This window comes from Globicatella sp. HMSC072A10 (assembly GCF_001811625.1).
Lineage (GTDB): Bacteria > Bacillota > Bacilli > Lactobacillales > Aerococcaceae > Globicatella > Globicatella sanguinis.
Genome location: NZ_KV805778.1, coordinates 1 through 13,409 on the forward strand (window position 1 = coordinate 1; position 13,409 = coordinate 13,409).

The following is a 13,409-nucleotide window of genomic DNA, read 5'->3' on the forward strand; positions in this document are numbered from 1 at the left end:
GAATATGAAAGAAGCAAGTATGAAGATGTTCGCGATCTTCCTATCGCAGAGGATATCATAAAACCGCCAACTTATAAAAAACGAGTCGGTAGACGAAGAGTATTATCAGAATCAATTGTAGTGATGTTACGTGATATCTTACGTGGTTTAATTACAACAATTTCATACAAAATAAAATAACTACCGTCTAAAAGCCTATTGTATCAAGCTTTTTAACAGTAGTTATTTTAAAATTATTACAAAAGTGGAGATGAGGAGAGTCGAACTCCTGTCCAAATATCTCGCCACCAACGAGTCTACGTCAATAGTTTATCCATTTAAGATTTAGCTACTGCATAGCCGACAAACAGGCATCCGCTATCGCGAGTCTGATAATCTCTTTCTTAACTTACAGACGGAAAGTTAAAACGTATCCCACTAAATTTGAGACCACGATCTGAGTACATGGGCGATACCAGGGTGATCTTCGCTGCAGGTTTTTAGGCTGCTAAAGCGAAATTATTGTTTTGATTGTTTGCAGTTATATTTAACTGTAGCGTTTTTAGGAAGTCGCTGCCTTCCTGACGCGTCATTAGCTCGAACAATACCTGTCGAAACCATGACATCCCCTTAATATTATGTCTTTATTATAATACATAAAAGCACAAAAGTCAATTATAGTCAAATTGGCTTTTGTGCTACGACTGGGCTGTGAGGGGATCGAACCCGCGACCCACTGATTAAGAGTCAGTTGCTCTACCGACTGAGCTAACAGCCCGTTACAAAAATATATTATATACCTCTAACTAATCAATTGCAAGTACTTTTTTAAAAAATAATTGTAGTTAATATAATCACATTATCCGATATAAAGAAACTGAGCAGAAAAAGTATAAAATCGTTCGATTATCACTTCCTCTGCCTAGCCTAGCATAATTGAGTAGGTCTAAAATAGGTGATTAAGGCACAGATTTAAGCCATTAAACCACTGCGCTCTTAATTAACAAACAATAACATGACTATATTTATCCAGTTTATGCCCCACCCTCTATTGATCCTCTTGAAGGCGCAATTTGAATTCCCTCAACCACTGGCACTATAAAAAATTGGAACTAATGGAATTTCAAAGTATTTGTCCAATCACCATCGTTTATCACGGTTGGTAGCGTTGTTGTCGCTTAGCGTATGACCAAAATAACAATATAAATAAAATCCCCACTATCGACGTAATCAAGGCTGCTTTAAAATTTAGAATAAAATTACCAAGTACGATTACTAAAATGCCTAAAGTCGCAAATAATGGTGCGATAATTCCAAAGAATTTATTTTTAATCTGCTCTTTTTTATATAGCTGGAAGACTAAGTAATATATCGGTAATAAGCATAAATTATTAAAGACTACGGCACTTTCTGAAATATCTGAGTTAGGCAACCATTGATATTTAAAAACAAAGTAGTGAATCACTAACCAAAGAAGATTGATCGCCATTACTAAAAGTGTAGAATGAGTTGATAATTGATGTTGTGGATGTAATCTTTGCAATGATTCGGACTTTAACCACCCTTTTTCAGCCATTGCTTGAGGTAAACGAATATTGGCTAGAAACATACCATTCGCCACTCCTAAAACTGAAATTATCACAATAATAATTAATACATTCCCCAAAGCTCTTCCAAAGATCATATTAAACGCAAAATTAACTGAATTGTTACCCGTCGATAAAATAAAGGTTACGCCTAAAATATTATTTAAACCGACAAAATAACTGACATATAAGACTAAAATAAAAATAGGTCCTAGTATATAGGCCAATGGTAAATTACGTTTCGCATTTTTTAATTCTGGTGCAATATTCGTGACCACATTCCAACCATCAAAGGTAAATGCTAAAGGAACTAAAGCTGCTAACCAACCAAAGCCAACGTCTCTGGGCTCAACGATTAATAAATTAGAGGGTATTTCGGGCATCGGCTGTTGCCAAATGAGACCCATTATCATAATAATAATTAGCGGAATAACTTTAATAAAAGTTGAAAGGCTTTGAAAAAATCCTGCTAATTGTTTCGAATAATAGTTTATTAAGGCAATAATAAGTAAGTAAACAATCGTTAATATAATTTCAGATTCAAAACTCGCATTGGCCATCAATAAGCTTAATGTATAGGACGCAGCAACCCATGTGACCACTGTTGTGATGACTGGAATATAGATAAAGGTCTGGAACAGGCCAATCACAGTCGCAAAGGTCTGATTATAGTATATTTCAGCATAGCCGGCCAGTCCGCCACTGGTAGTGGTTCTTAATGCTAACTGTGCCAACGTTAAACTCCCAAAGATAATGTTAACGGCTCCTAATAAAATTACCAGAACGCCTAAGGTAACATTGCCGCCAGTAAAGGATAAAATATCATCCGCTTTAAAATATATTCCCGATCCCACCACTGTTCCGACAATCATCGCGATGGCCGTTAACAATCCATAAGTTTTATTTTTTTCTTTCAATCGTACACCTTCTACATCCATATTTAGCTGATAAAAATTCAATTGACCGTTTCTAAAAACACTTAAACAATAAAATGCTGATTGCCTGGAGGCTAGGCATAAATTTGAAAAATCCAGTCAAATTAGTGCTTATTTATTAAAAGCACAGTAGTTGAGTGGTCTCAAACTGCGTCTTTCGACTTGTTTGAGGCCTACTCACCTATGCGGGGGGTGGGCAGACGAAGCGAAAATTATTTAATTTTCTACTTCTGGTCCACTCCCAATCGTATTGCTATTTATCAAATAAAAACTCGATTAACAATCGATTTTGAATAACCAGCTTGCTACCCATTAAGAAGCATTCTTAACTGAGCAGTTCCAAAAATAAAACGATTCCTATGTTATTCTACTCTCTTTCATTAATCGAGTGACAATTCTATTTTTGCTCTAACCAAATTTTTCTCATGGCAAAGTTAATACACATCACCACAACGGCTACCATAATATTGGCATAATTGGCATTAATACCTAAAATTTCAACTGTAAACCATAATAAAGCTAAAGTAATTAACATGCCGATGACACTTAATAATACAAACAATTGAAATTCACGGCCTTTTTCTGTTTCTGAATATTTACTAACAAAAACATATTTCATACTTAAATAATAATTGAAGATGGTGGCAATGACAAAAGCGATAAACTTCGCTAAGATATACCATACGCCAAAAGCATTAAATAAAGTATAAAAAATGATCCAGTCAATAACCGTCGCAATGACGCCGACAATACCGAATTTAATAATTTGTTCGAATAATTTTCTCATCGATTGACCACAGGCTTTCTTTTATTTTTCTCTAGTAAACTATACACTATCAAGCCTAAAATTGAAAGACCTGTTATCATCCACCCAATACTCCAGCCATCTGGGGTAAATTTCATTTCAATTTCGTGAGTTCCTTTGCTAATTGGGAATGAAATAAAGGCACCCCAAGTCTCTTTGATTGGGACTTCTTGTCCATCAACGGTCACAGTCCATCCTTGATTATAAGGAATCGAGGTCATCATATAACGACTATCATCGGTAATGTTAACCGTCCCTTTCATAAAGGTATTCCCCCACTCGGTTACTTTCATTCCTTGTTGTTTGCGGTGTGCGATGATTTGTTCACTAATACTTTGATCGGCTGTAATCACGTACATATCGGTTAAATCAAGTTCTTTCGTCGTTCCTAACGTTAAGACCATTTCTTGAGTTTGCCCTTTTTGTTTATTAGCAATATTCCATAATTGCTGACCATCAAATGAATGTTGATAATCATACCAACGTCCATTCAACTTAATTTCAGTCTTACCACCTTTTTGACGTTTTAAGGCTAAAGGCGCATTAATGTAATAGGTCGCATCTGTTTGGGGTGTAAAGGTAAATTTAATTTCACCCTTTTGGCTTTCATCTATTTTCTTATAGATTACTTTCCCAGAAGCTGTTTCCTCTTTTTTTACATTAGTTAATTCAATGTTCTCAAATAGGTAGGATTTAAAGACTTGTAATTCCTGTCCACTGATGGCCGATAGTATTTGATTGTTCGTATGAGCAACTTGATTAGGATGAATTTCTAAATTCACGGTCTGTTCATTGACACCAAAAGCTATGGGCAATACATTCTGATTTTCATATATTTTAAAACGTTCATCTTCCCAATATAATTGATAATAATCGAGTAAATCACTCCGGGTAGAATTACGATGGAAGAAACGGCGATTTGGATATTGTTGGACATCCTCATTCGTATAATCTTGATAATCGACTACATAACGTATACCGTAAAAAGCATCCATAAAGGCGGTTCCGTTACCATAGAAGCTCGAAGCATTACTGCCTGAATCTCCTACTGCTGTCATGAAATTTAAGGTAGAACGTTCCATATTTGAACTAAAATGAGTCATCCCTGGATAATCAAACATGAAAGGATCATTTTTACTTCGTTCAAACATTTTATTAATACGGTAAAATTCTCCTTCTTTACTTGGTCGGATTAAATCGATTACCGGTAAAACGGATAATTGTGCATCTCTAAATTTTGAAGCATCGTCATAATTCATTCGACTTTGAACGATATAAGCATTAAGTCCTAATTCAAAAATAGTGAGTAAACTAATCACTAAATAACTCGATTTTTTAAAGCCAAAAGCTAAAATGAATAATACAAAAATCCAAATCGTGAGGGATAAGGTCTGTAATTTAACTAAATAACCAAAATGATTTAATAATGAAACGGCAATAAAGATTAGGACCGAACCGCCTATCATAGCGATTAATCGTTGTCGTCCAATATGACGGTATTTGTACAATGAAAATATAAATAATACGATTAACACTCGTAAAATTAAGGCTAAATAATTTTCCAATAACGGGACCACTTCACTCGTTGCATCAAAATTGAAAAATGAAAATTCATTTGAATAGGTCCATTCAGCGGCTAAATAGATAAAGGCCGAAGAAACCATCACTAATGGCCAACTGACACTGCGCCAGTTATGAAGGCCACGATAAGTTAATAAGACCATGAAGAATGAAATAATCCATGAGAATCGATAAAAGAAGCCAGCCGGTGTTTGGCCCATATGCCAAATTTTATTGAAAAATAAATTAACAATCGAAATGAAAAAGACCGCAAAGACAAACACAGCCGCCATTTTTTGCTTTTTAGAAATAGATCGATTCGCAAAGAATACGCCAGTACCAAACAATCCTAAACTGCCGACAAAGATATTGGGTAAATTAGGGCCTGCTGGCCACGATTGACTGTCAAAAGCACCAATCATTAATTTTGCCAGAGCATCTAGAGGATTGATTTGCATCTTCCATTCGAAGGTTAATTTACTGCCATACGCACCTTTAGAAATTAATAAATCCATCAATACGGGATACAATAACCACATCACCATCCCTGCCCCTAAGATAGCGTAGATTGCTGCTCTTAAAATGCTTAATAAGGAGGTTTTACTAAATAATTGGCGACTTGACATATAAAATATCGTATATAAGATAACGAATAAACAAATCATGTAGCCCATATAATATTGTAAGAATAAGGTTAAGGCAATGATTAACGCAAATTTATACCCTTTTCCACCGTCTAATACTTCCTCTAGTGCTAAAATTACCAATGGTAACATGATCATCCCATCATAAAAAATGATATTCATTTGATAAGCCACTAAAAATCCAGCTAAGGCATAAACAGTTGACAACAATGGCACTAAGAAACGACGATCATTTAAATGACCATTGTAACGTTTAATGAGTAAATACGCGAATGATAATGCAATAAAGCCATAGCGTAAACCAATAATGATGGTCGTTGCTAAGCGAAATTCACCCGCTGGCAAGAGCGCATAGATTAAATAAAATGGACTCATCAAATAGTAAGCCCAGTTACTAATCATTGTGCCACCAATTGATTTAGAAAATGAATAAAATAAATTGCTTAAATCCCCTGTCCAAAGTGTCCGTTTATACAGACGGAAGAAGTCGATATATTGCTGTCCAAAATCGACTGACATTAGGGTTTCGTCTCCAAATGGGTAAACTCCCATAAAGGCCCATACGACCAACATAATCGCAATTGGTAAAATAAAACTTAGGATATAGAGTCCTTTTTTCGTTTGATATAATTGATTAAATTTTTTTGTTATTTGTTCCACTATCTCAGTTCCTTGTCTTTTCCTTGAATATTAGTTTCTTCTACAATAAAGTGTGGGCGTCTTTTGACCTCATAGTAAATTTTCCCTATATATTCACCTAAAATTCCAATCGAGATTAATTGCACCCCACCAAATAATACAATCGCAAATAAAGTGGTGAAATAGCCACTAATTAAACGACTCGGATCAATTAACCAAATAATAAAATGCCATAATAAATACAACACGCCTAAAGAGACACAAATTAATCCTAAATTGACACAAATTCGCAACGGTCTATCATTGAATGATAAAAAAGCATCGATCGCATAATTCAATTTATTCTTCAAGCCAAATTTAGTTGAACCGCCCTCGCGGACTTGATTTTCATACTCGATAATCTTTTCTTTATACCCTACCCAAGACACTAGGCCTTTGGTAAAACGATTATACTCCGGTAAGCTTAAAATAGAATCAACGACATTACGACTCAGGAGACGAAAATCAGAGACTCCTTCAGAAATATGGACATCCATTAAACTATTGAATACTTTATAAAAATGTTGAGAAAAGAAGGAATCAATCTTGCCTTCTCCTTCTCGTGATCGACGAGCAGATACGATATCATACCCTTCAAAATAGCCTGTCAGCATTTCTTCCACTACTTGAGGTGGATGTTGGAGATCGCCGTCCATTAAAACGACCGCATCGCCAGTTGCATATTGAAAGCCAGCTAATATCCCAGACTCTTTACCGAAATTACGACTAAAACTAATATATTTTACACGACTATCGGAATTAGCAACCTCTTTTAGTAACGGTAAGGTTTTATCTTTACTGCCGTCATTGATATAAACAAACTCTAATTCAACTTCTTTATTTTGTTCTGCTTTAAATTTTTGACTTATTTCTGTTAACACTTTACTGACTGTTTCATGAGTCAATAAAATCATTTCTTCTTCATTATACATCGGTATAACTACAGATAATTTCATTGTAATTACCCCTTTCGAAAAAAATTCCCATAATTAAACTTTACCATATTTTACCCTAGAAAAAAATGAATATAAAATTTAATGGATAAAAACCTTTTAAGTCCCCTGAACTCCTCATCATTATTTGGCTTAAACTACTTTAGTTAATGCCAATGAATCACTTGTCCGGTTCTATTCTTGATTAACAGTTTGTTCGGCTTTTTCTAAAATCAAGATAAAATCACTTGATAACTCACTGCTGACATATCCTTGTTCCATATATTGATTGACAATTTTAGCTTCCTTACTACTATTATTTAATAAGTTATATTCAAATACAATATAATCCAGCTCGTGATCAACTGCTCCTTTATTATGGTAAAAAAGATCATAAACTTCATGGCGATCAGCTAGTGCTGTTGTGTAATTTGAGATGGAAGCAACTTTAGCTGTTGTCGGTATGTTAGCTAAAGTGGTTTTTATCGCATCATAGTGAACTTGATTTTCTCGATAAGTTTGCCATTTATCCATTTTAGGCAAAATTAAGCGTATTTGTAAGCCAGAAGATACAATAAGAGCAAACACTAGCAATCTTTTAGCTGTTAAAGATAGTCGCTTCCGTGGATCTTTTAACATTTCATAAATAGCAATCATCAATAATAAAAACAAGAATGTGCTAGAACCATAATGATATTGCTTAAACAAATCAACCTGGTAAGGCCAGTCACTCAATAAATTAATCACTAATAATGGCAATAATAATACATAATTAATCAAATGTTTTTGAAATAATGGTAATAAGCCTAATGAAAATAATAAAGTCCCTAAATAAATTGTTTTTCGATAGGTAAACACACTGGCAATCGTATAGACCGGATTTTTTAATGCGTTCATCACAGCAAATTTTAATCCTTCTTGATCACCAATCATAAAATTAGCAAAACGTGACGTCATCGCCCCGGTACCAACCGTTTCTAAATAATGAATGACACTGACGAAATAAATGGTTGGCAATAATAAACAAACGATCGCAATCGTCCATTTCGTTGATTTGGTAAAGTTAAACGATTGTTGAAATAGAAAATAAATCCCTAAACTCAAAATATAAATCGTAGCATCTTCCTTAATAATTAAAGTTAAAATAGTAAATAAAACAATTAAAACTTTATTCTCAATTAAAACAGCATAAAATAACCATAACAACATCGGTGCTAGAAAACAGTTTTCGTGATAGTCATACAAATGTCCTGTCGTCAAACTAGGGAATAATAAATAGACTAATAGTAAAAGATAGGTAAAGGTCTGACTAAAAGACAAACGTTTAGCAATTAAATAAACCGGAACAACACCAGACGCAACCAATAATATTTGACTAACTTCTAGCGTTTCTGCATAAGGTAATATTGAATAAATTGGCAATAATAAATAATGGATGGGTGAAAAATGCACTTCAAAATGAGATAAAAGACGATCACGTTCAAGTGTCGTGACTGGCCCCGCCCCATTTTTCATATTAGCAAACATTTGCGTAAAAATTCCCATATCAAAAGTCGGTGTCTCAAATATTTTTACTTTTGCTATCATGATGGTAGAAAGTAGTAGAATTTGCGACACGAATATCATTCCCACCACTATGGGCAGGTGTTTTTTGGATTTTTCTAACCATCGTAGTTTGTTTTTGAAAAATAATAACGCTCCTAATAAAACACTTGATGACAGGATGACCATCAAACTATTTTTATCATTTTTAGTTAGCTTGACTAGAAACTTTTCTGCTATCGCAACCTCTGACGGATTAAACATAAAATAAATCGCCATTAGCATCAGCAAGATGATACCCAATAAATAGATATCGCTATATCTTTTTTGATTGAGGCGTCTATATAAATAAGCAACAAATAGCACTAACAGTGACCCTAAAGTAACCATCATACTTTTACTCATAAAAGCAAAAATATTAAAAAAGAGCATGAACAACATGATAAACAAACGTTCACGCCATTCTTCTAATTTAAATAGTTTTTCAAATAAGAAAAGTCCTCCCGTAATCACTGAACAACTAATGATGACCATCAAAAAAGAAATATCATTATCTAAATTTCTATATAAACCATATTGTTGTTGTGTAAATATTGAGATTATCGCATAAATTAAATACCCATTTAAAAATGGTAAATAAACATCTGTTTGTTTTATCTTAATCATAAGTTATTTATTCATCCTTAGTTTAATAATTTGATTAGCATTTCAATCTTATCTTTATCATCAAAGCTAGTCAAGATTTAAGCTAGAAAATTAATATTAATGCAATCTTATTATTATTTCTTTAATAGTTAGTGATTGATTTATATCGCGTTGTGTCTTTGAGTGCTAGTAAGACAAACTTCACTGCTGACTTTTCCTATATTTTAAAGCTAGCTGTTTTACAAAGTTGATTGATAGCGCCCTCGTTAATCATCATAAAAAGGCATAAAACTTACGTCTTTCTTAACGTGTTTTATGCCTCTTATTATGATAATAATATTAAGTTTACCAAGCTCGTTAATAATGATATTTCGATATGATTAATCTAGCGCATCAAGTCACTCATGGCATATAGCCCCGCTGTTTGTTGTAATAAAAATTCAGAACAAGCTATTGCACCTTGGACAAATAATTCTTTATTGTTTGCCTGATGTTTTATTTCAATGACTTCATGATGATTGGCAAATAAGACAGTATGTTCCCCTACAATATCACCACCACGAATCGCATGGATCGCTATTTCTGAATGAGGGCGCCCTTCTCCTATTCCACTGCGACCATAAATAATCGTTGGCGTCTCGTCAATTGCTTGTTGGGCCGCTTCTAGTAACATTAGCGCTGTTCCACTAGGAGCGTCTTTTTTATAGCGGTGATGTTTTTCAATAATTTCAATATCATAACCTAATGGATATAGTGTTTTGGTTAATTGATAAATCGTTTTTTGAACGACAGCCACACCAATACTTGTATTATTAGTGTCAAAAATAGGTACATATTGACTAGTATCTTTCACTAACGAAAGTTGCTCGTCTGAAAGACCGGTAGTAGCCAGTAAAAGTGGTAATTGTTGCTCCTTCACAAATTGTAACAACTCGTTAGTTAATGAGGGTGAAGAAAAATCAATGACTAAATCAGGTTTAATGGATTGTCCTGCTACATACTCTGTCAGCTCTTTAAAATTATAAAAAACTGGAAATAATTCATCTTTTTCCGGACTCTTTTGTAATCCGGCATAAATTTCAATATCTTGTGTACTATCGGCATATCGGATGATTGCTCGTCCCATTGCACCGCTCGATCCAATGATTATTATTTTCATCTTCATTCTCCCTTTTGATAATGCTTAACTACTGGTAACAAACTTTCGAGTTCTTTTTTAACTTGTTCACTCGGTTCCCATAATGGTAAACGATAGGCATTTTGATTATACCCCATTAAATGCATCAAATATTTAACTGGAATGGGATTCACTTCTACGAATAAACTATCAATTAATCTCGCATAATCATTTTGTAATTTATGTGAGGTCTCGGTATCACCTTCAAAATAACTTTGACATATTTGATGCGTTTCTTGTGGTAAAACATTCGCTAAAACCGAAATGACGCCTTTGCCTCCTAAAGCCAAGATATCATAAATCAGGTCATCATTGCCAGAATAGATGGCAAATTGATCTAAATCTACTTGTTCAGCTAACGCTTTGGTATAGGCTAAATCACCCGTTGCGTCCTTAATGGCTACAATATTTGGATGTTGCGCTAATTCAACAACTTGTTCAACCGATAAGACTGCTCCAGTTCTTCCAGGTACATGATATAAAATAATTGGAATCGAAACAGCATCAGCAATTTTAGTAAAATGCAATAACATTCCTTGATGATTCGCTTTATTATAGTAAGGGGTCACTAATAATAAGGCATCGGCTCCCGCTGCTTCTGCTTTAGTACTTAATTCAATGGTGTGTCGAGTATCATTAATCCCGGTCCCAGCTATAATCGGTATTTTTCCTTCTACCACTTCAACCGCGCGTTTAATGAGATTAATTTGTTCTTCGTCTGTCAATGTAGAGACCTCACCAGTCGTTCCGGTAATGACTAATGCATCTGTCTGATTTTCTAAATGGAAGGTTAACAATGCATCAAAAGCTGGCCAGTCAACGGCGCCGGTTTCATCAAATGGTGTAATCAATGCGACTGCGGATCCTGTAAATATTTCCATTATTATTTCCTCCTATATTTTTGTCAGTAATGCTGTGTTTTTAGCATGTTAATTTTTTAATTTTTTTAGTGCTTTGGAGTTTTTAGCGCGTTTTTAACGTTATTAGAGTTTTAGAAACTTTAGCGTTTTTAGCGTGTTAGCTTTTTAATTTTTTTTAGTGCTTTTGGAGTCTTTAGCGCGTTTTTAACGTTATTAGAGTTTTAGAAACTTTAGCCTTTTTAGCGTTTTAGCATTTTAACTTTTTTTCTTTATCAACGCCTTATTCAAAAGGCAATGGTTTTCAACTTTTAATTAGATTGTCCAAATGGTTTAGTCATCACCTTTTATGTTTTGAGCATATTTTTATTATTTCAGCTTTCTATCATGATGCTATTCAAGCAACTTTAATGCCTAATAACGTATCGAATCTGTCAATAAACGCGTATTTTAATCCAATTCATTTTTCATCATATCTTCAAATGTTTCACGTTTCACGGTTAAACGATGATGCGCGCCATCAATATGTATCATGGCTGGGCGAGCGAGTCGATTGTAATTGCTAGCCATCGTATAATTATATGCCCCGGTTCCATTGACTAATAACAAATCACCTGTTGCTGCTTGTGGCAGTGTGATGTTTTCAATTAATTTATCACCACTTTCGCAAGCTTTACCAGCGACCGTGTAATCAATGGTTGCTGGTTCGGTAATTTTATTAGTAATAGCAGCTTCATATTGCGCCTGATACAAAGCTGGTCGAATATTATCACTCATTCCGCCATCAACAAAAAGGTAATGTTTGCCACTAACAGTATCTTTTAAATCACCAATTCGATATAAAGTACTGCCAGAAGCATTCACTAAGGAGCGACCTGGTTCGATACAAATTTTATTTAATTGTAAACCTAGTCTGATACTTTCTTTTTCAATATATTTTACAAACTCAGGTAAAAATTCAGCCATCTCGAAGGGTTGGTCTTCTTCTGTGTAATAAACTCCAAAACCTCCACCAAAATTGATTTCAGTAATCGGATAATTCGTTTTTTCTTGTGATGTTTGAGCAAATTCCATCATAGCCAATGAAGCTTTAAAAAAAGACTCACGTTCAAAGACTTGACTGCCGATATGACTATGAAAACCAACAAAATTCAAAAATCGACTTTCATGTAATTGGGTAATGAGTTCAAAAATTTGGTCATCAAAAATACTTTCACCGAATTTGGAGTCTAAACTAGCTGTTTGTATATATTGATGCGTATGAGCTTCCACACCAGGATTTATTCTCAATAGTACTTTCGGTCGTTTATTCATTTTTTCAGCAATTTGCTCTAAACGACTGGCTTCCATGCGATTATCCAATACAATCGTCCCTAATTCATTTTGTAAGGCGTATACTAATTCTTCATCCGATTTGTTATTGCCATGAAAATACATTTTATTAGGATTCACTCCCGCCGCTAAACCAACAAAGATTTCACCCGCGCTGACGACGTCCTGTCCTAATGGCGATGTTGCGATTATTTTGGCTATGGCTTTCGTCAATAAGGATTTAGAAGCAAATAGCACTTGTGTTTCAAATAAGTCTGAATGAAAATTTTCTGTATAAGACGCTATTCTTCTGCGAAAACTAGCTTCATCAAAAATATATAAAGGTGTTCCATATTGATTCGCTAACTCCTGATAAGAATGACCAGAGTGAACTAATTCGTTATTGGCAATGGTTTGGTAACTTTCAAGTTTCATGTTTTTCCTCCATATAAACAAAACGACCACAAACATCTAGGTTCGCGGTCGTCAAATAAAAATAGTCTGATTTTCCCTGTCCTAGTTAATGATTGCACTTTCTAATAAACTGGACGGTTCATTAGAACAGTGACAAACTTATTCAGCTTGCCCCCAACAACAATAGCGTTGTTTCGGCGAAATCCCCTTTCCCTTTTAGGTACTCTTGTCATCCGCGCCTCGCACAAAAACTTATTCAATTGAGTTTACTATAACAATCTTCTCGATATAAGTCAAACAATATTAAAGAATAGATAGTGTCAAATTATTGTTGGTTTTCCTCT

General features: G+C 34.4%; 9 protein-coding genes, 1 tRNA gene, 1 other RNA gene and 1 riboswitch. Of the genes, 1 reads left to right on the forward strand and 10 read right to left on the reverse strand.

Annotated elements, in window-relative coordinates:
- Positions 1 to 180: hypothetical protein (locus HMPREF2811_RS11605; RefSeq protein ID WP_210386564.1), on the forward strand; the 180-nt coding region annotated here is incomplete at its 5' end.
- 62 nt (positions 181 to 242) lie between these two features.
- On the opposite strand, the gene ssrA is transcribed toward HMPREF2811_RS11605, so the two are convergent.
- From ssrA to lysA, 10 genes are all read right to left on the reverse strand, one after another.
- Positions 243 to 609: a transfer-messenger RNA gene (ssrA, locus tag HMPREF2811_RS08140) on the reverse strand.
- 75 nt (positions 610 to 684) lie between these two features.
- A tRNA-Lys gene (locus tag HMPREF2811_RS08145) sits at positions 685 to 757 on the reverse strand.
- Between the two features lie 375 nt (positions 758 to 1,132).
- Positions 1,133 to 2,482 carry an APC family permease gene (locus HMPREF2811_RS08150; RefSeq protein WP_246829833.1) on the reverse strand — a complete coding sequence of 450 codons (1,350 nt, stop codon included), beginning with the start codon at positions 2,480 to 2,482 and terminating at the stop codon, positions 1,133 to 1,135.
- Positions 2,483 to 2,897: 415 nt separating this feature from the next.
- Positions 2,898 to 3,287, reverse strand: coding sequence for a GtrA family protein (locus HMPREF2811_RS08155; RefSeq protein ID WP_071408900.1), 390 nt, complete (start codon positions 3,285 to 3,287; stop codon positions 2,898 to 2,900).
- A complete protein-coding gene (locus HMPREF2811_RS08160) occupies positions 3,284 to 6,169 on the reverse strand; it encodes a YfhO family protein (RefSeq protein WP_084802068.1) in 2,886 nt (961 codons plus the stop codon). Before HMPREF2811_RS08160 ends, HMPREF2811_RS08155 begins: the two co-directional genes overlap by 4 nt.
- Positions 6,169 to 7,143 carry a glycosyltransferase PgfS gene (locus tag HMPREF2811_RS08165; RefSeq protein ID WP_071408902.1) on the reverse strand — a complete coding sequence of 325 codons (975 nt, stop codon included), beginning with the start codon at positions 7,141 to 7,143 and terminating at the stop codon, positions 6,169 to 6,171. The genes HMPREF2811_RS08160 and HMPREF2811_RS08165 overlap by 1 nt, the downstream gene beginning before the upstream one ends.
- A 171-nt stretch (positions 7,144 to 7,314) precedes the next feature.
- The gene (locus tag HMPREF2811_RS08170) at positions 7,315 to 9,327 is read right to left on the reverse strand and encodes a DUF2079 domain-containing protein (RefSeq protein ID WP_071408903.1); all 2,013 of its coding nucleotides are present in this window, start codon (positions 9,325 to 9,327) and stop codon (positions 7,315 to 7,317) included.
- 364 nt (positions 9,328 to 9,691) lie between these two features.
- Positions 9,692 to 10,465 (reverse strand): 4-hydroxy-tetrahydrodipicolinate reductase, encoded by a 774-nt coding sequence (dapB, locus tag HMPREF2811_RS08175; protein ID WP_071408904.1) that lies wholly within the window; start codon positions 10,463 to 10,465, stop codon positions 9,692 to 9,694.
- A gap of 2 nt (positions 10,466 to 10,467) precedes the next feature.
- Entirely contained in the window at positions 10,468 to 11,364 is an 897-nt protein-coding gene (dapA, locus tag HMPREF2811_RS08180) for a 4-hydroxy-tetrahydrodipicolinate synthase (RefSeq protein ID WP_071408905.1), read from the reverse strand.
- Positions 11,365 to 11,790: 426 nt separating this feature from the next.
- On the reverse strand, positions 11,791 to 13,086 hold the full coding sequence (gene lysA, locus HMPREF2811_RS08185) for a diaminopimelate decarboxylase (RefSeq protein ID WP_071408906.1): 1,296 nt from the start codon (positions 13,084 to 13,086) through the stop codon (positions 11,791 to 11,793).
- 84 nt (positions 13,087 to 13,170) lie between these two features.
- Positions 13,171 to 13,317, reverse strand: a riboswitch (Lysine riboswitch).
- Positions 13,318 to 13,409 lie beyond the last annotated feature (92 nt).

Excerpts from the sequence above, each read along its gene's own strand:
- HMPREF2811_RS08165 (WP_071408902.1), bottom strand. The coding sequence starts at position 7,143 with ATGAAATTATCTGTAGTTATACCGATGTATAATGAAGAAGAAATGATT.
- dapB (WP_071408904.1), bottom strand. The coding sequence starts at position 10,465 with ATGAAAATAATAATCATTGGATCGAGCGGTGCAATGGGACGAGCAATC.
- HMPREF2811_RS08155 (WP_071408900.1), bottom strand. The coding sequence starts at position 3,287 with ATGAGAAAATTATTCGAACAAATTATTAAATTCGGTATTGTCGGCGTC.
- HMPREF2811_RS08170 (WP_071408903.1), bottom strand. The coding sequence starts at position 9,327 with ATGATTAAGATAAAACAAACAGATGTTTATTTACCATTTTTAAATGGG.
- lysA (WP_071408906.1), bottom strand. The coding sequence starts at position 13,086 with ATGAAACTTGAAAGTTACCAAACCATTGCCAATAACGAATTAGTTCAC.
- dapA (WP_071408905.1), bottom strand. The coding sequence starts at position 11,364 with ATGGAAATATTTACAGGATCCGCAGTCGCATTGATTACACCATTTGAT.